The organism is Mesorhizobium loti (assembly GCF_003148495.1).
Lineage (GTDB): Bacteria > Pseudomonadota > Alphaproteobacteria > Rhizobiales > Rhizobiaceae > Mesorhizobium > Mesorhizobium loti.
This window is the reverse complement of sequence record NZ_QGGH01000003.1, coordinates 341,093-362,741: the sequence shown is the minus strand read 5'-3', so window position 1 is coordinate 362,741 and position 21,649 is coordinate 341,093. Positions and strand designations below refer to the sequence as shown.

The following is a 21,649-nucleotide window of genomic DNA, read 5'->3' as shown; positions in this document are numbered from 1 at the left end:
CGCCTTGGGCACTCGGCCTTGCCGCGCCACCTGCGTAGGATAGCCGACAGCGGCGCTGCTGTCGCGGGACCAGAATGGAAACAGACCGTCTGCGGCCGCCGTTCAGTGAAGCACGAACTCGCCGTCCACCTTGCGCCATTCATTCGGCGCGATCAGCTTCTGGTGCGTGTAGCTGATCGAATGCAGCGGCCCGTCCAGCTTGGCCTTCCAGAATTCGATGAACTTGATCAGCACCGGAAATTGCGGCGCCAGATCATAGTCCTGCCAGATGAAGCTCTGCAGCAGATGCGGATGGTCGGGGAAATGATAGAGAATCTTGGCCGTGGTCAGGCCATAGCCTTTGAGCATCAGGTCCATTTCGGAATGGTCGCGCATGGCAGTCCCCTTGGGCGGTCCCTGGTTGAGTCTCCTTTCCTCCCAACGTCAGAGTGTGCGCGCCGTTGCTTAACTGTCTATTGATTTTTCCTGATCGAGAACGAGTTTTCCGCGCGAAAACATGCGGTTAGCAGCGAGCCCGCCCGAGTGCTGACAGCGGCAGGCAAAATGCCTGCGGCATCCCGCCGCGCGAATCCAACGTCTAATATTGCGATGACGGGCGAACTGGTAATAATGCCGCGAATTCGCGGCAGCTTTGTCGCGATCCCGCCGGCGTTTCAAGCCGGCGGATTGGTTTGGGAGGAAGTCAAGAAATGTCCGAGGTTCATGTCCATCGCGTCCAGCCGGCGTGGAAGAAAAACGCGCTGATCGATAATGACACCTACCTGAAATGGTATGCCGACAGCGTCAAGTCACCGGACAAGTTCTGGGGCAAGCACGGCAAGCGCATCGACTGGTTCAAGCCCTACAGCAAGGTCAAGAACACCTCCTTCGACGGCAAGGTCTCGATCAAATGGTTCGAGGACGGGCTGACCAACGTCTCTTATAACTGCATCGACCGGCACCTGAAGAAGCGCGGCAACCAGACCGCCATCATCTGGGAAGGCGACAATCCCTACGACGACAAGAAGATCACCTACAACGAGCTCTACGAGCATGTCTGCCGGCTCGCCAACGTGATGAAGAAGCACGGCGTCAAGAAGGGTGACCGCGTCACCATCTACATGCCGATGATCCCGGAAGCGGCCTATGCGATGCTGGCCTGCACGCGCATCGGCGCCATCCACTCGATCGTCTTCGGCGGCTTTTCGCCGGATGCGCTGGCCGGCCGCATCGTCGATTGCGAATCGACCTTCGTCATCACTGCCGACGAAGGCCTGCGCGGCGGCAAGGCCATTCCGCTTAAGGAGAACACCGACAAGGCGATCGACATCGCCGCCAAGAATTTCGTCATGGTCAAGAACGTTGTCGTCGTGCGCCGCACCGGCGGCAAGGTCGGCTGGGCGCCGGGGCGCGACGTCTGGTATCACGACGAGATCGCGACGGTGAAGGCCGAATGCAAGCCGGAGAAGATGAAGGCCGAGGATCCGCTGTTCATCCTCTACACCTCCGGCTCGACCGGCAAGCCGAAGGGTGTGCTGCACACCACCGCCGGCTACCTCGTCTACGTCTCGATGACGCACCAATATGTCTTCGACTACCATGACGGCGACATCTATTGGTGCACCGCCGATGTCGGCTGGGTCACCGGCCACAGCTACATCGTCTACGGCCCGCTCGCCAACGGCGCCACCACGCTGATGTTCGAAGGCGTGCCGAACTATCCGTCGCACTCGCGCTTCTGGGACGTCATCGACAAGCACAAGGTCAACATCTTCTACACCGCCCCGACGGCGCTTCGGGCGCTGATGGGCGCCGGCGATGCGCATGTCACCAAGACGTCGCGCAAGTCGCTGCGCGTGCTGGGTTCGGTTGGCGAGCCGATCAATCCGGAAGCCTGGGAGTGGTATTTCAACATCGTCGGCAACGGCAAGGTGCCGATCGTCGACACCTGGTGGCAGACCGAGACCGGCGGCATCCTGATCACGCCACTGCCCGGCGCCACCGACCTCAAGGCAGGCTCGGCGACGCGGCCGTTCTTCGGCGTCAAGCCGCAGCTGGTCGACGGCGAGGGCAACGTGCTGGAAGGTGCTGCCGACGGCAATCTGTGCATCACCGATTCCTGGCCCGGCCAGATGCGCACCGTCTATGGCGATCATGATCGCTTCATCCAGACCTATTTCTCGACCTACAAGGGCAAGTACTTCACCGGCGATGGCTGCCGCCGCGACGCCGACGGCTACTACTGGATCACCGGCCGCGTCGACGACGTCATCAACGTCTCCGGCCATCGCATGGGCACGGCCGAAGTCGAATCCGCACTGGTCAGCCACGACAAGGTTTCGGAAGCCGCCGTCGTCGGCTATCCACACGACATCAAGGGCCAGGGCATCTACTGCTACGTCACGCTGATGGGCGGCGAGCAGCCGAGCGAGGAGTTGCGCAAGGAACTCGTCGCTCATGTCCGCAAGGAGATCGGCGCCATCGCTTCGCCCGACAAGATCCAGTTCGCGCCCGGCCTGCCGAAGACGCGCTCGGGCAAGATCATGCGTCGCATCCTGCGCAAGATCGCCGAGGACGATTTCTCAGCCCTTGGCGACACCTCGACGCTGGCCGATCCGGCCGTCGTCGACGACCTGATCGCCAACCGGCAGAACAAGAAGGCTTGATGCAGGACGAGGCCGCACTGGGCACTGTCAGTGAGCTCTGGCGCTATCCAGCGAGTTCGCTTGCCGGTGAGCGCCTGGAAACAATCTCGGTCGACGTCGAGAGCATCGACGGCGACCGCCTGTTCGGCCTTGTCGATGCCACCGACAATGAAATCGCCCGGCCGGATCGCGAGGCGAAATGGCACAAGGTGCCGCGCATCCGGACCCGGCTGTCGCCTGCCCGCGAACTCGAGATCGCCATCCCGGACGGCGACTGGCTGGCTGCGCCGGGTATCGAGAGCGACCGCGCGGTGTCGGCCTATCTTGGCTTCGAAGCCTCGATCCGGCCGTTTCGCCGCGAGAACACCGCCTCAGGCTATTCCGGCCCGCTGACGGCGGAGCGCTACCGCAAGGCGCCGATCCATCTGTTGACCACGGCTTCGCTGGCGCGCCTGAAGGCATTGCATCCGGAAGGCATCCCCGATGCGCGCCGTTTTCGTCCCAACATCGTCGTCGACATGGCGGCAATCGAAGGGTCGTTTCCAGAGACGGAATGGATCGGCCGCAAGCTGGCGATCGGCGACCTGTTGCTGACCATCTCGGAACCCTGCCGCCGCTGCGGTTTCACCATCATCGCCCAGGATGGCTTCGGCAATGATCCCGGTATCCTGCGCAATCTGGTCCGCCACAACGCGCACAATCTCGGCGTCTATTGTACGGTCGATCGGCCGGCCAGCATCGAGGTCGGCGACACGATGCGCTTCATCTGATCATTGGTACAGATCCGCCCTTGTCGGCGGCAGTCCGCTCGGGCCACGCGCGCGCTTGGTGACGACAGTCTGGAAAATCTGTGCCGAGGCACGTTCGAAGGTGATCGAACAGCCGGTCAGGTAAAGCAGCCACAGCCGCGCCTTGGCTTCTCCCACTTCGGCGATTGCCTCGTCGAACCTTGCATGCAGGCGCTCGGCCCACAGCCTGCAGGTGCGGGCATAGTGTTCGCGCAGGTTCTCGACATCGTAGACGAGGAAGCCGTGGGCTTCGAGATTGCCGAGCGTCATGCCGATCGTGTCGAGTTCGCCGCCGGGGAAGATGTATTTGATCAGCGCCTTGAACTCCGGACCCTTGCGCAGGGTTTTCTTGATGTCGCCCTTGCTGCGCCTGGTAATGGCGTGATGCAGATAGACGCCGCCCGGCTTCAGCAGGCGCTGGACGGTGGAGAAATAGGCGGCGTGGTTGGCGAGCCCCAGATGCTCGAACATGCCGATCGACGATATCTTGTCGAAGCTACCGGTAAGTTCGGCGTAGGATTTTATCTCGATCGTGATCTTGTCCTCCAGCCCCTCGGCGCGAATGCGCTCACGGGCGAGTTGCGTCTGGGCTTCCGACAACGAGACACCGTGGCCGACGACGCCGTAGTTCTTCGCGGCATGGATCAGCATCGCTCCCCAGCCGCAGCCTATGTCGAGCAGCCTCTCGCCGGGCTTCAGCCGCAGCTTGCGGCAGATATGGTCGAGCTTGTCGATTTGCGCCTCATCGATGCTGTTGGCGAAATCCTTGAAGTAACCGCAGCTGTAGACCATACGTTCGTCGAGAAAGAGCCGATAGAAGGCATTCGAGATGTCGTAATGATGCTGGATCGCTTCCTGGCTCGAACCGCTGACGAAGGGATTGCGCCCCGAAAGATCGGTCCGCGCCGTCATCTGTTTCCTTGAAAACAGCACGGCTGGCAGATCACGCAGGATCGCCAGCTTCGGCAATGTCTTGAGTTTCGACCTAAGCTTGCCTTGCGAAGGCAGGGCGTAGAAGTCAAACAGCGATCCGTCTTCGATGTCGACCGCCTTGGAAATCCACATCTCGATCAGCGTCGAGAAGGCGGGACGGCGGACCACCTGCCAGACAATGTCCGGGTCGTTGACGGTGAGCACAGGGCCGGTGGCGGGGCCAATGCGCTCGCCGGTCCAGAGCTTGACAGCAAAGCCCGGCTTCAGCGTTTCAACAACCGTTCGAACAATCCGCGCGGCCTTGTCGGTGGCGTCCATGCTTCCTCCCCGAAGCCAGAGCGCCAATGTTGTCTGTTTGCCACTGGACTGCAAGTCCGCCCGTCTTGTCAGCCTGTCTGGAAAGACACACACCCGGCTTTTTGAGGGTGGCACCTTGCCATTTCCCAAATGAGACCCCATCATCTCCGTGTGTTCAACAAATCGAAAGGAGGTGATCCGATGTCGAGTGATTTCGTTTTCCAGAACGTGGCCTCAGCGGATTGCACTTTCGGGAAGCAGTCTTCCCGTTAAGGCGCGAGATGCGCGGCGGGTGACCTCTTGAGGTCGCCGCCATAGGGCCGCGCCAGGGACGGAAACACGGAAGGCCGCCGGCTTCGCAAGAAGCGGCGGCCTTTTCCTTTTTGCGGATTACTGGGTCAGGACGACCTTTTCGGTGTTGCGGATGATTTCCTGAAAGGCGTCGTTCAATTCTACTCCGGTGGATACCTCGAAGTAATGCCTGTTGGTGGACACGTCCTTCGACGAACAGTCCTTCAGCACCGCCTTTGCCTGGTCCCGCTCGGTCGCCGACATGTCCTTGTCGTTCAGATCGAAGCCGATGGTGAAAATCTCGATGCCGTCATTTTTCATGTTGCCGCACAGCGTTTCGGCGTTGCCGCGCGCAAGGTTGCCCTGGCTGTTGTAGCTGCCCCCCGCACCGGCGAAGGCAGTATTGAACTGGCCATCGGTCATCAGGATCGCAACCTTGGCGATCTTCTTCGCATTGGCATCCGAGGCGCCTTTGCCGAGACCGGCATTCTCGATCGCGGCGCGCCATTGCGGCGACAGCATATAATAGGTCCACTGAATGGCGATCGCGCCGGCCGTATAACCATCGGCCTGGAAGTCGTCGATCGAATCAAGCAATGCATCGGAATCCGCGGTCAGCGGGATCACTTCCGCATCAGGGCACCTGTTCATTCCCCCACCACTGAGATGATCATCCCGGTTGACCAGGGCATAATATTTCTTGCCGGTCCTGTCCGTGCGAACCGTCTCTGGGCCGTCGGCGCTCAAATCCGCATCGCCGTTTTTGTCCTTGCGCTCCGTCGTGCAATTATCGGGGTGTGGCATCGCCGCGCCAACAATGGAGATGTAGTCGCTGAAGGACGGCAGCAAGTCTTTGCCCGTCTTGGCGACGAGAAGCGAACTGCCGGCAACCGGTGGCAGCTCAGAGCTCCCTTGGTTCTCGGCATAGACGTTTTCCGCCAGCTTGCCGGCGTTCACGCCAGATGCGTAGGGCACAATTGCGACGCGGATGCGGGGGTTCTTCGGATCCTGGTTCTGGAGCATCGTCTGAACGGCGTTTCTTGCAGCTGCTTTCAGATCGCCGATCTTGTCGACCTTACCCCGCTTCGCCATCGATCCTGTAATGTCTAGCATCATCGCCACTTCGACGGCCTTGTCCGAATAGAGCGCCGTTGTGGAAGCGGTGACGCGTTTCATGTCACCCGTGCCAAAAATCGGGAAATACAGCGCGACATCGACATGGGCGTCGGCTTGGACCGTCTTGGCGGTACTGTTGACCGTCAGTCTGTCGAGCACGATCTGGTCGACCTGCAGGATGCCCGCCGTGCTGTTGGCATCGAGAAAGGCCTGAACCGATTTGTTGGCATCGGCCTCCTTGATGGCGCCGGTCGTCAGGTCGCGTGCGGTCGATGTCACGGCGGCATCGACCACGCCCTGCAGGCTCGATCTGGCATTGTACAGCTGAGAGACGTTGACGGAAAAGCCAACGCCCAGCGCCAAGACCGAGGCAGCAAGGCCGAACAGGACTGCGAAATTTCCACCGCGATCCCTGGCGAACCCACCGACCGCGTGAACAAGACCCCCGTAATTCCGCATCCTACAGCCTCCGCTCGCCTCGGCCTCGTCGCCGTGGAAAGGCCAATGCAGGAATCCGGCCGGATTGCGCGGTCGCTTCCGCGCAGCCCGGGATCAGGCAATCAAACTGTTGTTTTTGCTTGGGTTACGAAGGATGTAAGGTAAACAATAGGTAAACGGAAATTCAAGGAAGCGACTTCGTTTACGAAGCGCTTACCATGATCGACGGCATGTCGATCCGGGTCCCGATCCGGCACAGAGGCTCGAAGGATGCAGTGTCTCGAAGCGGATCAGAATCCGGCTGCGAAAAGCTCTAGGCCAGCATCCGTGCGCTGGCCGTCCTGTCGATGCCGTGATAGGGCGGGTTGAACAGATTGCCTTCCTGTTCGTAGGTCCACACCTTGAACAGGCCGAGCCGATGCGGGCCGAAGCTGTGCAGCAGCGGCACGTCGGTGGCGTCACGGCCGCGCGCGATGACGACGCGGCCGGTCCTCGGCGTGTTGTGGCGGGCATCGAACGTGTACCATTTGCCGTCGAGGAACACTTCCAGCCAAGCCGAGAAATCCATCGGCGCCGGATCGACCGGCACGCCGATATCACCGAGATAGCCGTTCACATAGCGCGCGGGAATGTTCATGCAGCGGCACAGCGTGATCGCCAGATGGGCAAAGTCGCGACAGACGCCGACCCGCTCCTCATGCGCCTGCGCTGCGGTGCGGGTCGACCGTGCATAGCCATAGCCGAACGACAGCCGGTTGTGGACATAGTCGACGATCGCCTGCACGCGCGCCCAGCCGGGCGGAAGATGGCCGAAGAGCTGCCAGGCCAGGCCGCTCAGATGATCCGTCTCGCAATAGCGGCTGCCCAGGAGATAGAAAAGCACCTCGTCGGGCAGGTCCGCCACCGGCACTTCACTGGCCAGTGTGTTGACCTCGTCCGTTTCGCCGCTGTCCTCGACGACCGCGTCATACAGGATACGAAAACCACCGGCGGGCGCCGTGAAGCGGCGGCAGGCATTGCCATGCAGATCGTGGTAGAGCTTGGTTGGCACCGAAGGCGAGGTCAGCACGCGCGTCTGCCGCTTGATGTCGGCCTGGCGGTCCTTGTGGACTTCGAGCAACGAAATCACGGGGGTGGCCTCGGTGCATTCAATGGCGATTTCGTAGCCGAGCCGGATCAGCATCGCAGTCCCCCTTCGGTCGTCGTGGAAAACAGTTTTGCTCAAACGCGAAAAGACTGGCCATGGTTCCCTGGGCCGATCGAAAAGCCCGGCCCGTGTCTTCCCCTGCCGTGGCCGAGACGTTAGGTTCGGGAACGCCACAAGCGCTCCCCCGGACTCAAGGAAAACCATGTATTCAGGCAGAAAATTCGCGGCCTTCCTCTTCGATATGGACGGCACGCTCATCAATTCCATCGCCTCGGCGGAACGGGTGTGGAGCGATTGGGCACACCGCCAGGGCCTCGACGTCTCCGCCTTCCTGCCGACGATCCACGGCGTGCGGGCGATCGAGACCATCACCGGCCTGGCACTTCCAGGCGTCGACCCGGCGCACGAGGCCGACCTGCTGCTGAAGGCCGAGGCGGCCGATCTGGATGGCATTCTCCAGATCGCCGGCGCAGCCGCGTTTCTCAATTCGCTGCCCCCCGAGCGCTGGGCGATCGTCACCTCCGCGCCGCGCGAACTGGCGCTGTTGCGCATGCAGGCTGCGGGCATCCCTGTCCCGGCCGTCATCGTCGCGGCGGAAGATGTCTCCCGCGGCAAGCCGGCGCCCGATTGCTTCCGGCTTGGCGCGGAACGGCTCGGCTTCGATGCGCGCGACTGCCTCGTGTTCGAGGATGCTCCAGCCGGCATCACGGCAGCCGAGGCGGCGGGCGCGGCGGTCATGATCATCAACGCCACGCACAAGCATGCGCTGCAAAGCCAGCACGCCGCGATAGGAGGTTACGAGGGGATCGGCATCACACTCGACGAAAACGGCTGGATCGCGCTTGAGCCGCAGCGCAGCGCCGCCTAGCCAAGGGTGTATTGAGATTCAGGTCAGGCCGAGTCGGAGTCGAAGACGGGCGCGTAGCGACCAAACAAGACGGTTTCCGAGAACCGGAGCGGAGCGCACTTGAAAGACGTGAGCACCGGAGGCGCAGGAAACCAACGCTTGCAGGCCAGCATCACGTGAATATCACCATACCTTAGAAGTCGCTGGTCAGGCCCTTCACCTCCCAGTCGCCATAGCGGCCGGGCTCCTTGCCGCCACGGCCGCCGATCTCCTTCGGCGCGGCTGCTTCCTTCTCCAGATATTTCACGCGTCTTGCCTCGGCTTCCGCGAGCGCCCGTCTGGCTTGCGGCGTCAGCGCCTTTGGCTCGACATCATGGCCAAGGTCGGCATCGATTTTACTGGTTTCGTCGTTCATGCGATATTTCCGGCGGATTGAAACAGGACCAGGCGTTTCCCATCATATAGCGATGAACTCACACGGATCGACCCCCTTTCACCACCAGTTGGACAGGAGCAGACGATGAACACGCTTCGCACCGCCATGCTTCTTGCCGCGATGACGGCGCTGTTCATGGGCGTCGGCTTTTTGATCGGCGGAACCGGCGGCATGATGATCGCGCTGCTGATCGCTGCCGGCACCAACCTGTTCAGCTACTGGAACGCCGACAAGATGGTGCTGTCGATGAACCGTGCCGTCGAGGTCGACGAAGGGAACGCGCCCGAATATTACGCCATAGTCAAGGCAATGGCCAAACAGGCCGGCCTGCCGATGCCGAAGACCTATCTGATCGACAACCCGCAGCCGAACGCCTTCGCCACCGGCCGCAACCCGCAGAACGCGGCAGTGGCTGCCTCTACCGGCCTGTTGCAGGCACTGACGCCTGAAGAGGTCGCCGCTGTTATGGCGCACGAACTCGCCCATGTGCAGCATCGCGACACGCTGACCATGACGATCGTCGCCACCTTTGCCGGCGCTATCTCGATGCTCGGCAATTTCGCCTTCTTCTTCGGCGGCAATCGTGACAACAATCCGTTCGGCATTGTCGGCGTGCTGGTCGCGATGATTGTGGCGCCCTTTGCCGCCATGGTCGTGCAGATGGCGGTCAGCCGCACCCGCGAATATGAGGCCGACCGGCGCGGCGCCGAAATCTGTGGACACCCGCTCTGGCTGGCTTCCGCCCTTGACAAGATCGCCCGCGGCGCCGAACGCATCCGCAACCCCGATGCCGAGCGCAATCCGGCAACCGCGCATCTCTTCATCATCAATCCTCTTTCCGGCGAGCGCATGGACAGTCTGTTTTCCACCCACCCGAGCACCGACAACCGCATCGCTGCCCTGCAGGCGATGGCACAGCAGATGGGAGGGAGCGAAACTCAAGCTCCGCGCCAGACCCCGGCACCACGGCAGGCGGAGGAACAGCGCCCGTCAGGCCCGTGGGATCAGGCAGCACGGCCCAAGCAGCCGGCGGAGCCCGCCAAGCCGAAATCCAACCCGTGGGGCCGCAACCCGACCGGACCCAAGGGCCGGTGGTCGTGAGCGTGGCGGACAGAGGAGCTCGACGCACAATTTCAGGCGATCAGGAACACAGGGACGGCGGCGACTTCGTTGCCGGCCTTGCCGCCCGCAAGGCGGCGGCACGCCTGCTTGCCGCCGTCATCGACGCCAGGACACCGCTCGACGGCCTGACCGATCACGAAAACGGCCACCCGCAATACAAGGCGCTCGACCTACGCGATCGCGGCCTTGTCCGCGCCATTCTGGTTACAGCGCTGCGCTATCGCATGACCATATCAGGGCTGCTGGCGCGGCGCCTGGAGAAGCCGCTGCCGCCCAACGCCACCGCTTTGTCGCACATATTGCATGTGGCGGCGGCACAGATCCTGTTCCTCGACATTCCCGACAGCGCCGCAGTCGACCTGGCCGTGACCCACGCCAAGTCCGATCCGCGCACAGTGCGTTTCTCCGGCCTGGTCAATGGCGTACTGCGCACCTTGGCGCGCGCCAAGGAAACGGAACTGCCTGCCGCCCTTGCCGCCACCGACGAAGCGCCAAAATGGTTTTCCGACCGGCTGAAGGCCACCTATGGCACCGAGAAGGCAAGACAGATCCTGGAAGCCCACCGCGTCGAGGCGCCGGTAGACTTTTCGGTCAAGGCCGATCCCGAGCTTTGGGCCGAAAAGCTCGGCGGCATCGTCCTGCCGACTGGCACGGTCCGGGTGGAGAATCTCGTTGGGCCGGTCACCGAACTGCCAGGCTTTGCCGACGGCGCCTGGTGGGTCCAGGACGCCGCGGCCAGTCTGCCTGCACGGCTGTTCGGCGATGTCAGGGGCTTGCACGTTGCCGATCTCTGCGCCGCCCCCGGCGGCAAGACCGCGCAGCTCATTCTCGCCGGCGCCAAGGTCACCGCTGTCGACACCTCGAAGAACCGGCTGGTGCGGCTGACGCAGAATCTCGACCGCCTCGGCCTGTCCGCCGAGATCGTCCAGGCCGACCTGCTCAAATACGAGCCGAAGGAATTGTTCGACGCCGTTCTCCTCGATGCGCCCTGCTCGTCGACCGGCACGGTGCGCCGGCATCCCGACGTGCCATGGACCAAGACGGCGGCCGATGTCGAAAAACTCGCCGACCTGCAACGCAGGCTGCTCGCCCGCGCTGTCACGCTGGTGAAACCCGGCGGCAGGATCGTCTTCTCCAACTGTTCGCTCGATCCGCTCGAAGGCGAGGATCTCTATCGCGCCTTCTTGGCCGCCGCCGCTGAAATAGCCAACGATCCGGTACAGCAAGGCGAGATCGCCGGCATCGATCCGTTCCTGACGCCGCAAGGCACGCTGCGCACCACACCCGCCGACCTTGACCTCGGCGCGCCGGAGCGCTCGGGCCTCGATGGCTTCTTCGCCGCTCGCATGCGTCGAGCCGGCTAAATGCATGTCGCCCAAAAGTGCGCAGCGGCTTCGGGACGACGACATGCATAACAGAAGACCAAAGCGCGCTGCGTCAGACCGATCGGGCGCGACGCGCTTTCATTTAACTGCCCGGATTTACTGACTTTTTCAAGGAGAGTCGGGGGCGAAACCGGGTGAACCGGCGCCGTCCATGGAATTCGCCTTCGCACGAGTCGTGCAATCATGTAAACTCGGCGCCGGGGTAGTGGACGATCAGGAGGGGTTTTGGCACTTGCTGCCAGCAGCACGACGCGTCTGTGGACGCTTGTCGCGAAGGAGTTCTGGCGCAAAACGCGCCGGCGCCTGCGTGCCGGGCCGGTCTATCGCTGGCGCTATTCCGGCCGCACGCCGGAACGTGTGCTGATCGCACCGCCGGACCTGCGCCTCGCCGACCCGCAGATCGCGCTCGAGATCTACTACGGCCGCTATCCCCTGTCGGGGCATCTGGTCGAGACCGGCGGCAAGTCGCCGTTCCAGATCAACGTGCCCAATCACGGCTGGCAGAAGACGCTGCACGGCTTTCGCTGGCTACGCCATATGCGCGCCGCCGGCACCGAGCTTGCCGCCGCCAATGCCCGCGCCCTGGTCTCCGACTGGATCGCCATGCATGGCAGCCATATTTCCGGCGTCGCCTGGGAGCCCGGCACCACGGCCAAGCGCATCATCGCCTGGCTGCAGCACTCCTCCGTCGTGCTGCAGGGCGCGGAATTCCCCTTCTACCGCGCCTTCCTGAAATCGGTTGCCGTTCAGATCCGCTACCTCCGGTCGATGGCGCGTGAAATGCCCGACGGCAAGGACAAGCTTCGTGCCCGCATCGCGCTTGCCTTTGCCGCTCTGTCCCTGCCGGCGCCGGCATCGGCGCTGCGCGGCGCAACCCGCAACCTGGCCGAGGAACTCGACCGCCAGATCCTCGCCGACGGCGGCCACATTTCGCGCAATCCGATGGTCGTCCTGGAAATCCTCGCCGACCTTCTGCCGCTGCGCCAGACCTATGCCAACCAGGCGGAAACGCCGCCGCAGGCGCTGATCGGCGCCATCGACCGCATGCTGCCGGCGCTGCGCTTCTTCCGCCATCAGGACGGCAGCCTCGCCCGCTTCAACGGCATGGGCGCCACCATCCACGACCGCATCGCCACCATCCTGCGCCATGACGATACCGCCGGCGCGCCCCTGCTGCATGCGCCGCATTCCGGCTATGAGCGCCTGTCGATGGGCGGCACCACGGTCATTGCCGACACTGGCCTGCCGCCGCCGGTCGACGTGTCCAACGCAGCACACGCCAGCTGCCTCGCCTTCGAACTGTCGTCCGGCCGACAGCACTACATCGTCAATGCCGGCATCGACACCTATGGCGCGGCTGAATTCCGACCGCTGGCGCGCGCCACCGCGGCGCACTCGACCGCCACCATCAACGACACCTCGTCGGCACGCTTCAGCCATTCGCTGCGCGTCAACGACCTGCTCGGTTCGCCGCTGATCGGCGGCCCGCAGCATGTGCAGTGCAAGCGCACCGACCAGAAGGGCGTTCAGGGGTTCATCGCCCGCCATGACGGCTATGTCCCGCGCTTCGGCTTCCTGCATGAGCGCGAGCTGAAACTGTCGTCGAACGGCAATGTGCTGGCCGGCAGGGACCGTTTCCAGCGGCCCGGCAATGCGGCGATCCGCAACAATGGCCGCGACTTCGTCACCATCCGTTTCCACGTCCACCCCGACATCAACCTTTTACAGGACGAGCATGATCGCCTGGTGCTGGCCGCCGATCAGGCCGACACCTGGGTGTTCACAGCAGCCGAAGTGGTGCCGGAGGTCGAGGAATCGATTTATTTCGCCGGCCTTGGCGGCCCGCGCCGCAGCCGCCAGATCGTGCTTGCCTTCAAGGCCTCGGAAGTCGCCGAAGTCCACTGGCAGCTGACGCGCACCAGCATCGCCGGTTACCCGGAAAACAACTGAGCTTACCTGACCGCCGGTTTGATTTCCGGGCGGCATGTGCTACGGGCGCGGGCATCCACCACACCAGAGCGGAATGCGTTCAAGTCGAAACGCGAATTCCTCTCCGGCTTTTTGTTTTGTCGTATGATGTTTATCCGAAAAGTCCGCAACTTTTCGGCATCATGCTTAGCCGTGAAAGGCCGCCAGCCCATGGCCGTCGCCGCCAAGAACATTCCCGCACCTGATCTCGTCCCCGTGCGTCGCGCCCTGCTGTCCGTCTTCGACAAGACCGGCCTCATTGATTTCGCCAAAGCGCTGGCAGCAGCCGGTGTCGAGCTGGTCTCGACCGGCGGCACGGCAAAGGCGATCACCGAGGCGGGCCTGGCGGTGCGCGATGTCTCCGAGCTCACCGGTTTCCCCGAGATCATGGATGGTCGCGTCAAGACCTTGCATCCCAGCGTGCATGGCGCGCTGCTTGGCGTGCGCGACGATCCGGAGCATTCCGCGGCAATGCGCAAATACGGCATCGAGCCGATCGATCTCGTCGTCTCCAATCTCTATCCGTTCGAGGAGGTTCGCCGCTCCGGCGCCGACTACGCATCGATCGTCGAGAACATCGACATTGGCGGGCCAGCGATGATCCGCGCTTCGGCCAAGAACCACGCCTATGTCGCCATCGTCACCGATCCCGGCGACTACGCCTCGGTGCTGAATGCGCTGGCGATGAACATCGGCTCGCTGTCGCTGGATTTCCGCAAGAAGCTGGCGGCCAAGGCCTTTGCCCGCACCGCTACCTATGACGCGGCGATCTCCGGCTGGTTCGCCGAGGCGCTCGAGATCGAACATCCGACATGGCGCGCCTTTGGCGGCAGGCTGGTCGAAGTGATGCGCTACGGCGAGAACCCGCATCAGAGCGCCGGCTTCTACGTCAATGGCGACAAGCGGCCGGGCGTCGCCACGGCGCGCCAGCTGCAGGGCAAGCAGCTGTCCTACAACAACATCAACGACACCGACGCTGCCTTCGAACTGGTCGGTGAATTCGATCCGGCGCGCTCCGCCGCCGTCGCCATCATCAAGCACGCCAACCCTTGCGGCGTTGCTGAAGACACCTCGCTGAAGGCAGCCTACGCCAAGGCGCTCGCCTGCGATCCGGTCTCGGCCTTCGGCGGTATCATCGCTGTGAATCGCGTCCTCGACGCCGAGGCGGCGGAAGAGATCGTCAAGACCTTCACCGAGGTGATCATCGCGCCCGGCGCGACCGACGAGGCAGCGGCAGTCGTCGCGGCAAAGAAGAACCTGCGCCTGCTGGTCACCGGCGGCCTGCCAGATCCGCGCACGCCTGGCACGACGGTCAAATCCGTCGCCGGCGGTCTGCTCGTCCAGGGCCGGGACAATGCCGTGGTCGATGACCTCGAGCTGAAGGTGGTGACGAAGCGCGCGCCAACGCCGGCCGAAATGGCCGACCTGAGATTCGCCTTCCGCATCGCCAAGCACGTCAAGTCCAACGCCATCGTCTACGTTAAGGACGGCGCAACCGTCGGCATCGGCGCCGGCCAGATGAGCAGGGTCGATTCCTCACGCATCGCCGCCCGCAAGGCGCTCGACGCGGCCGAGGCCGCGGGCCTTGCCGAACCGCTGACCAAGGGTTCAGTCGTCGCCTCCGACGCCTTCTTCCCCTTCGCCGACGGGTTGCTGTCGGCGATCGCCGCCGGCGCCACCGCTGTCATCCAGCCCGGCGGTTCGATGAACGACAAGGACGTCATCGCCGCCGCCGACGAGCACGGCATCGCCATGGTGTTTACCGGCGTAAGGCATTTCCGGCATTGAGGCCCCTTACCCTCCTCCCGCGGGGAGGGTCGTTGAACGATTTTTGCGAAGCAAAATTCAAGAGACAGGGTAGGGGCAGCGCCGCCCCCTACCCCGCTCCGCGGATCGACCCTCCCTACAAGGGGGAGGGTAAGCTATTCCGCCGGCCGATCCGCCGGATACGGCGTCTTGATCAGGATCGCCATGCCGACACCGAGAAACAGGATGATCACCGCCATGCCGAGCCGCGTCGAGCCCGTGGCAAAGGAGATCGTTGAAAACAGGAACGGCGCCAGGAAACTGGTTGCCCTGCCGGCCAGCGCATAGATGCCGAAATAGCGGCCGGATTCTGCCGCCGTGACGCTCCGCGCCATATAGGATCGCGACGACGCCTGAACCGGCCCGAAGGCCAGCCCGATCAACAGGCCGTAGAGGATGTATGCCTTCTCGGCCGCCGTGCCGAACAGGCCGCCCGAATCGGCAATGGAAAGCGGCAATGCGCCGAACAGCGTATAGCCGAGCCCGGTCGAGATGATGCCGATGGTCGCGATCGTCAACATTCCCAGCGAGATCAGCACCACCGCCTTGGAGCCTAGGCGGGTATCAAGGTAAGCGGCGATCCAGCAGCCGAAGATGGCTACCACGTTGAGGATGATGCCGAACAAGCCGACCTCGGTGATCGACCAGCCGAACATCGCCGCGGCAAATACGGCGCCTTGCGTAAGCAGCGCGTTGACGCCGTCCTGATAGATCATGCGGGCGACGAGGAAGCGGAAGATACCGCTGCGCTTGCGCACCTCACCCAGTGTTACTTTCAGCTCCGCCAACCCCTCTCGCACCGCCGGGCCGATCGGCAGGCCCTTGAGGGCATCGGGGGTAAAAAAGAACATCGGCAGGATGAACAGGAAATACCAGCCGGCTGACAGCGGCCCGGTGGCCCTGGCGTCCTCGCCGAGCTTCGGGTCGAGCCCGAAGAGCGGGTCGATGCCGATGATCGTCTTGCCGGTTTCGGGGATGCCGGCCATGCATGTAATGACGAAGATCAGCGCAATCATGCCGCCGAGATAGCCGAGACCCCAGGCAACATTGGAAATCCTGCCGATTTCGCTCTTCGGCACCAGGCGCGGCATCATCGAATCGTTGAACACGGTCGAGAATTCCGCCGCGACCGATGCCAGCGAAAACAACGCCACGACCAGAAACAGGTTCGAACCGGGGGTGGCGAACCACAGCAGGCAAAGGCTGGTGATCTTGATGGCGGCAAAGAATGCGATCCACGGCTTGCGCGGCCCGGTCTGATCGGCAATCGAGCCGAGGATCGGCGACAGCACGGCGATGGCCAACCCGGCCGCCGCGATACCATAACCCCAGACGATTTGGCCCGTGACTGGATCGCTTGCCATGCGCGAAACGAAATACGGCCCGAAGATGAAGGTGGTAACGACCGTGAAGAACGGCTGCGCTGCCCAGTCGAAGAACATCCATCCCCAGATGCCGCGTCCAGACGCACGCTGCACTGCTACCTCGGTCATATCCCCTCCGATCGCCTTCGTAACGCTGGCGGTTGGCATCATGTCTGCATGTTTTCCCGTGCGCATGCAAACGACCGCGGTTGATGCTTCTCACCCAACCGAACGGGCAGAGCCAACCTCGTCAAACGAATCACTCACATCCCCGTCAGATCGCTCATCAGCCCCGATGCGACAGACAGCCGCGACACGGTGATGTCGCCGCCCTCGGTCAGCGCCTGCAGCCGCTCGCGGATGCGCGCCACGCGCTCGCCGCCGGCTTCCAGCCAGGCGGCCACCGGATCGGCCGTCTTGGCGTGGCCGGTGAGTGCCGCCACCGCGATGCCACGCCGTGCGGCGCCGATCGTGTCGGTCGCGCGCGAAAGCGCCAGCTGGTCGTAATAATCCGATGGCGTGATCGAGCGTGCCGCGTCCTCGACACGCGGGATGCGGAAGGCATCACTGACCGCGAAGAACGCCTTGGCCGCGGCGACGATGTCGGCGCCGGCGGTGCGCGCCGTCAGCGCGATGTCGGGGATGAGTTCCGCCACCTCGCTCAGCGCCAGCTGTTCGGCCAGCTTTTCCGGCGCGCCGGCCTTGAACAGCCCGTGCCGCTTCTCCTCGATCCGCTCACGCGAGAAGGCCGGCAGCAGCGAAACGAGCCTGGGATCCAGCGCCTTGCGGGCTTCCAGCAGCTCAGTGATGCGCTGGCCAAGGGGTGCCGTGCCGGCATCGTTCTTCAGATACCAGCCGCTGGTCACATAGATCAGCCGGCTGACCATCTGATAGAGATCGAGCTGCACCTGACCGTCGATCTGGTTGTCGAGCGCGTCGATCTCGCGATAGAGCGCTGGCAAGGCAAACCCGTCGCGCACCACCGCGAAGGTACGCACGACGTCGGCGGCGGTGCGCCCCGTGGCTTCCTGCAACCGGTTGACGAAGGATGGGCCGCCGCGATTGACGAGATCGTTGGCGACGACCCGCGTGATGATCTCGCGGCGCAGCCTGTGGCCATGGATCTCGGCGGCGTATTTCTTCGCCATCCGGTCGGGAAAATAGCCCATCAGGTCGCGGTCGAAATGCGCGTCGTCCGGTACGTCGCTGGCGACGATGTCGGAAAACAGCACGATCTTGGCATAGGCGAGCAACACGCCGAGCTCGGCTCTGGTCAGCGGCTCGCCGCGCGCTTCGCGCTCGGCAAGTGCTGCCGGCGACGGCAGCGTCTCCACCGCACGGTCGAGCAGGCCGCGCGCCTCCAGCGCCGTCATGAACCGGCTTTGATGCGCGATGTCGGCGAGGCCGCGCTTGCGGGCGATCGAAAGCGCCAGCGTCTGCTGGTAGTTGTTGGAGAGCACCAGCGAACCGACCTCCTCGGTCATCTCGGCCAGAAGCTTGTTGCGTGCCGGGCGCGTCAACGACCCCTTGAGCATGGCGGACGCCAGCGCGATCTTGATGTTGACCTCGACGTCGGAGCAGTTGACGCCGCCCGAATTGTCGATGGCGTCGGAGTTGCAGCGGCCGCCATTCATGCCGAACTCGATGCGTGCCCGCTGCGTGACGCCGAGATTGGCGCCCTCGCCGATGACCTTGGCGCGCACGTCGAGCGCGGTGATGCGGATGGCATCGTTGGCGCGGTCGCCGACTTCGGCGTTGGTCTCGGTGGATGCCCGCAAATACGTGCCGATACCGCCGAACCAGAGAAGATCGACCGGCGCCTTGAGGATCGCGGTCATGATCTCGACCGGCGTGGCGGTGGTCTTGGCCAAGCCGATCGCCGCCGCAGCTGCCGCCGGCAAGGTGATCGACTTCTGGTTGCGCGAGACGATGATGCCGCCTTCCGACAGTTTCGTCTTGTCATAGTCCTGCCAGCTCGAGCGCGGCAGCGCGAACATGCGCTCGCGCTCGGCCATCGACGCCGCCATGTCGGGATCGGGATCGATGAAGATGTCGCGATGGTCGAAGGCGGCGATCAGCCTGGTCTTCGGCGACAAAAGCATGCCGTTGCCGAACACGTCGCCCGACATGTCGCCGACACCGACGACGGTGAAGGACGAGGTCTGGATGTCGCGGTTGATCTCGCGGAAATGCCGCTTGACCGCTTCCCAGGCGCCCTTGGCGGTGATGCCCATCTTCTTGTGATCGTAACCGGCCGAGCCGCCGCTGGCGAAGGCGTCGTCGAGCCAGAAGCCATGCTTCTCGCTGATCGCGTTGGCGGTGTCGGAGAAGGTCGCCGTGCCCTTGTCGGCGGCAACGACGAAATATGGATCGTCCGGGTCGCGGCGCACGACACCGGCCGGCGGGATGACGCCGTCGAGGCCGATATTGTCGGTGATAGACAGCAGGCTGGAGACGAAGTTCTTGTAGGCCGACGTGCCGGCCTCGAAGATCGCATCGCGGGTGCCGCCTGCCGGCAGGCGCTTGGGGAAGAAGCCGCCCTTGGCGCCGACCGGCACGATGACGGCATTCTTGACCTGCTGCGCCTTGACCAGGCCGAGCACCTCGGTGCGGTAGTCCTGGGCGCGGTCCGACCAGCGCAGGCCGCCGCGCGCCACCGGGCCAAAGCGCAGATGCAGGCCTTCGACCTCGGAGCCGTAGACGAAGATTTCCCGCCACGGCCGCGGCGCCGGCAATCCCTCGACCGCGTGCGAATCGAGCTTGATCGCCAGCGACTGGCCTTTCTCTTTCGTATCGGCAACGAAATGATTGGTGCGCAGCGAGGCTTCGATCAGGTTGAGGTAGCGGCGAATGATGGTGTCGTCGTCGATATTCGGCACATCCTCCAGCGCGTCCTTGATCTTGGCCTTGAGGTGTTTTGCCGCCACCACACCTTCGGTCTCGGCTGTCGGGCCAAGCCGGGAGATGAACAGCGCATGCAGGCCGCGCGCGATGTCGGGATAGCGGTTGAGCACGGCGGCGATGAAGTCCTGGCTCTGCGGGATACCGACCTGCTGCAGATAGCGGCCATAGGCGCGCAGGATGGTGATCTCGCCCGACCACAGCCCGGCGGTCTGGGCAAGGCCGTTATAGCCGTCATTGTCGACGTCGCCGCGCCAGACGGACAGGAATGCGTCCTCGAACAGCGCGCCGCCATCGGCAAGGTCGATCGGCTTGCCGTAGCTGTTTTCCAGCTCCATGTCGTGGATGAAGACCATGCCGGGCTGATCCCTATTGATCATGCCGGACTGGTCGTCGCCGACCGCGAAAGTGCGTTCGCTGATGACGCGGAAGCCGATGTTTTCCAGCACCGGCACCCGACGCGACAGCGCCACCGGACTGCCGTGGTGATAGATCTTCAGTGCCGCCTGGTGCGGCTTCTGCTCGGCATGGCGGTAATAGTCGATGGCGATCGGATTGCCGGCGCTGATCTTGGCGATGCGCCCGGCATCGGCCAGCGCCACCGCCGCGCTGAACGAATCGCGGTAGCTTTCCGGCAGCCGCGCGGCAATGCTCTTCAACGCCTGGTCGGCGCCACTGGCCTCCGCCGCATCGGAAAGGGCGTCCTCCCAGGTGCGTACGATGTCGCGGATCGCCGCCTCGATCGTCGCTTGCTCGACCTTCGGCGTCTTGCCGCCGGAACGGCCGATGATGAAATGCACGCGCGCCAGCCCACCTTCGGGGAAGGCCGGGTAGTAGGCCGACAGCCGGCCTTGGAATACGGTCTTCAGATAGAAGCCGATCTTCTCGCGCACGACGCTGTCGTAACGGTCGCGCGGCACGAAGACGAGGATCGAGACGAAGCGGTCGAACTGGTCGGCGCGCACCAGCGCCCGCACCCGCGGCCGCTCGACCAGGCCGAGAATGGCGGCGGCATGCTTCCTCAGGATCGGCACCGGCACCTGGAACAATTCGTCGCGCGGATAGCTTTCCAGCACATTGATCAGCGCCTTGCCGGAGTGATCGTGCCGGTCGAAGCCGGACTTGGCGATGATGGTTTCGGCCTTGGACCTGAGATACGGGATCTTCATCACCGAGCGCGTGTAGGCGGTCGAGGTGAACAGGCCGACGATACGCAATTCGCCCGCGAGCGTGCCCTTGGCGGTGTAGGTCTTGATACCGATGTAATCGAGATAGATGCGGCGGTGCACGGACGACTTGGCATTGGCCTTGGTGACGATCAACGGCTCCGGCCCATGCAGGAAGGCGCGGATTTCGGGCGTCGTCGTCACCGCTTCGGTGCCGCGCCTCAGCACCAGCACGTCGGGATCGGACAGGATGCCGAGACCGGGCTTGTCGGCGCGCTCCAGCGTGCCGCTTTCCTCGCCGCCGGTGTATTTGAACTCACGCATGCCAAGGAAGGTGAAATTGTCGTCGCGCAGCCACTCGAGGAAGGCGATCGCCTCGGCAACGCTCTTCTTGTCGAGCGGTACCGCCGAATAGCGGAACTCCGAGATCGCCTGATCGAGGCGGGCCAGCATCGGCTTCCAGTCGTTGACGGCGGCGTGAACCTGGCCGAGCATCTTGCGCAGCCGCTCGGTCAATCCGTTCGCCTGCTCGGCGGTCAGCCGCGGGATGTGGACATGGATGACGCTCAACCGGTCGTGGCTGCCGTCGTCCTTGGCGAAATTGCCGTCGCCGAGGATTTCGTCCACACCGGCTTTGCCGTGGCGCACCACGATGACCGGATGGGTGACCAGGGTCGGTTCGCCTGATGTCTCGGTGATCTCACCGAGGATGGAATCGAACAGGAACGGCATGTTGTCGTTGACGACCGTGATAATTGTCACCGGGCGGCCGTCTCGCACAACGCCGGAATCGGCATCCACGGCGACGACGCACTCGCCTTTTTTGTGAACGGCAATCGCCTTGCCAGCGAGATCGGCGGCGCGTTCGAGGTCGGCCGCTTCATAGGTGGCGATGTCTTCAGCCGGCGCGCGGGCGAGCAGATAGTCGGCAAGCCTGGCTGGCCTTTCCTCCGCTTTTGTCGCTGCCGTGGCTTTTTTCTTCGGCTTAGCTGCGGATTTCACGCTGGCCATGACGCACTT

The 21,649-nt window shown here is 63.5% G+C and carries 14 protein-coding genes; 7 read left to right on the top strand and 7 right to left on the bottom strand.

Annotated features, from left to right (window positions below; translation table 11 throughout):
- Positions 1-102 precede the first annotated feature (102 nt).
- Positions 103-375: an usg protein gene (locus C8D77_RS15225; protein ID WP_109664371.1), complete on the bottom strand. Its 273-nt coding sequence runs from the start codon at positions 373-375 to the stop codon at positions 103-105.
- A 314-nt stretch (positions 376-689) separates the two neighbouring features.
- Here C8D77_RS15225 and acs point away from each other — a divergent pair, with 314 nt between their 5' ends.
- Positions 690-2,645: an acetate--CoA ligase gene (gene acs, locus C8D77_RS15220; RefSeq protein ID WP_109664368.1), complete on the top strand. Its 1,956-nt coding sequence runs from the start codon at positions 690-692 to the stop codon at positions 2,643-2,645.
- Positions 2,645-3,394, top strand: a complete 750-nt coding sequence (locus tag C8D77_RS15215) for an MOSC domain-containing protein (RefSeq protein ID WP_109664364.1) — start codon at positions 2,645-2,647, stop codon at positions 3,392-3,394. Before acs ends, C8D77_RS15215 begins: the two co-directional genes overlap by 1 nt.
- Here C8D77_RS15215 and C8D77_RS15210 read toward each other — a convergent pair whose 3' ends face one another.
- The 3 genes from C8D77_RS15210 to C8D77_RS15200 form a co-directional block, all read right to left on the bottom strand.
- A complete protein-coding gene (locus C8D77_RS15210; protein WP_109664359.1) occupies positions 3,395-4,663 on the bottom strand; it encodes an SAM-dependent methyltransferase in 1,269 nt (422 codons plus the stop codon).
- A 369-nt stretch (positions 4,664-5,032) separates the two neighbouring features.
- Positions 5,033-6,508, bottom strand: coding sequence for a TadE/TadG family type IV pilus assembly protein (locus C8D77_RS15205; RefSeq protein WP_109664356.1), 1,476 nt, complete (start codon positions 6,506-6,508; stop codon positions 5,033-5,035).
- 292 nt (positions 6,509-6,800) lie between these two features.
- Entirely contained in the window at positions 6,801-7,670 is an 870-nt protein-coding gene (locus tag C8D77_RS15200) for a transglutaminase-like domain-containing protein (protein WP_109664351.1), read from the bottom strand.
- Between the two features lie 166 nt (positions 7,671-7,836).
- Between C8D77_RS15200 and C8D77_RS15195 the strand changes: the two genes are divergently transcribed.
- Positions 7,837-8,502: an HAD-IA family hydrolase gene (locus C8D77_RS15195; protein WP_109664347.1), complete on the top strand. Its 666-nt coding sequence runs from the start codon at positions 7,837-7,839 to the stop codon at positions 8,500-8,502.
- A gap of 172 nt (positions 8,503-8,674) precedes the next feature.
- Here C8D77_RS15195 and C8D77_RS15190 read toward each other — a convergent pair whose 3' ends face one another.
- On the bottom strand, positions 8,675-8,896 hold the full coding sequence (locus C8D77_RS15190; RefSeq protein ID WP_109664342.1) for a DUF1674 domain-containing protein: 222 nt from the start codon (positions 8,894-8,896) through the stop codon (positions 8,675-8,677).
- A gap of 105 nt (positions 8,897-9,001) precedes the next feature.
- On the opposite strand from C8D77_RS15190, the gene htpX reads away from it, so the two are divergent.
- The 4 genes from htpX to purH all read left to right on the top strand — a co-directional run bounded on the left by htpX (position 9,002) and on the right by purH (position 15,180).
- Entirely contained in the window at positions 9,002-10,018 is a 1,017-nt protein-coding gene (gene htpX, locus C8D77_RS15185) for a zinc metalloprotease HtpX (protein WP_109664338.1), read from the top strand.
- Complete coding sequence (locus C8D77_RS15180; protein WP_170136747.1) at positions 10,015-11,403, top strand: RsmB/NOP family class I SAM-dependent RNA methyltransferase; 1,389 nt, start codon at positions 10,015-10,017, stop codon at positions 11,401-11,403. The genes htpX and C8D77_RS15180 overlap by 4 nt, the downstream gene beginning before the upstream one ends.
- Positions 11,404-11,649: 246 nt before the next feature.
- Positions 11,650-13,374 carry a heparinase II/III family protein gene (locus C8D77_RS15175; protein WP_109664328.1) on the top strand — a complete coding sequence of 575 codons (1,725 nt, stop codon included), beginning with the start codon at positions 11,650-11,652 and terminating at the stop codon, positions 13,372-13,374.
- Between the two features lie 189 nt (positions 13,375-13,563).
- Positions 13,564-15,180, top strand: a complete 1,617-nt coding sequence (purH, locus tag C8D77_RS15165; RefSeq protein ID WP_109664319.1) for a bifunctional phosphoribosylaminoimidazolecarboxamide formyltransferase/IMP cyclohydrolase — start codon at positions 13,564-13,566, stop codon at positions 15,178-15,180.
- A gap of 134 nt (positions 15,181-15,314) precedes the next feature.
- On the opposite strand, the gene C8D77_RS15160 is transcribed toward purH, so the two are convergent.
- Together C8D77_RS15160 and C8D77_RS15155 are read right to left on the bottom strand one after the other, a co-directional pair.
- Positions 15,315-16,691 (bottom strand): MFS transporter, encoded by a 1,377-nt coding sequence (locus tag C8D77_RS15160; protein ID WP_109664316.1) that lies wholly within the window; start codon positions 16,689-16,691, stop codon positions 15,315-15,317.
- A 134-nt stretch (positions 16,692-16,825) separates the two neighbouring features.
- On the bottom strand, positions 16,826-21,640 hold the full coding sequence (locus C8D77_RS15155) for an NAD-glutamate dehydrogenase (protein WP_109664312.1): 4,815 nt from the start codon (positions 21,638-21,640) through the stop codon (positions 16,826-16,828).
- Positions 21,641-21,649: the final 9 nt, after the last annotated feature.

Excerpts from the sequence above, each read along its gene's own strand:
- C8D77_RS15200 (WP_109664351.1), bottom strand. The coding sequence starts at position 7,670 with ATGCTGATCCGGCTCGGCTACGAAATCGCCATTGAATGCACCGAGGCC.
- C8D77_RS15210 (WP_109664359.1), bottom strand. The coding sequence starts at position 4,663 with ATGGACGCCACCGACAAGGCCGCGCGGATTGTTCGAACGGTTGTTGAA.
- C8D77_RS15160 (WP_109664316.1), bottom strand. The coding sequence starts at position 16,691 with ATGACCGAGGTAGCAGTGCAGCGTGCGTCTGGACGCGGCATCTGGGGA.
- C8D77_RS15215 (WP_109664364.1), top strand. The coding sequence starts at position 2,645 with ATGCAGGACGAGGCCGCACTGGGCACTGTCAGTGAGCTCTGGCGCTAT.
- acs (WP_109664368.1), top strand. The coding sequence starts at position 690 with ATGTCCGAGGTTCATGTCCATCGCGTCCAGCCGGCGTGGAAGAAAAAC.
- htpX (WP_109664338.1), top strand. The coding sequence starts at position 9,002 with ATGAACACGCTTCGCACCGCCATGCTTCTTGCCGCGATGACGGCGCTG.
- C8D77_RS15225 (WP_109664371.1), bottom strand. The coding sequence starts at position 375 with ATGCGCGACCATTCCGAAATGGACCTGATGCTCAAAGGCTATGGCCTG.
- C8D77_RS15205 (WP_109664356.1), bottom strand. The coding sequence starts at position 6,508 with ATGCGGAATTACGGGGGTCTTGTTCACGCGGTCGGTGGGTTCGCCAGG.
- C8D77_RS15155 (WP_109664312.1), bottom strand. The coding sequence starts at position 21,640 with ATGGCCAGCGTGAAATCCGCAGCTAAGCCGAAGAAAAAAGCCACGGCA.
- C8D77_RS15190 (WP_109664342.1), bottom strand. The coding sequence starts at position 8,896 with ATGAACGACGAAACCAGTAAAATCGATGCCGACCTTGGCCATGATGTC.
- purH (WP_109664319.1), top strand. The coding sequence starts at position 13,564 with ATGGCCGTCGCCGCCAAGAACATTCCCGCACCTGATCTCGTCCCCGTG.
- C8D77_RS15195 (WP_109664347.1), top strand. The coding sequence starts at position 7,837 with ATGTATTCAGGCAGAAAATTCGCGGCCTTCCTCTTCGATATGGACGGC.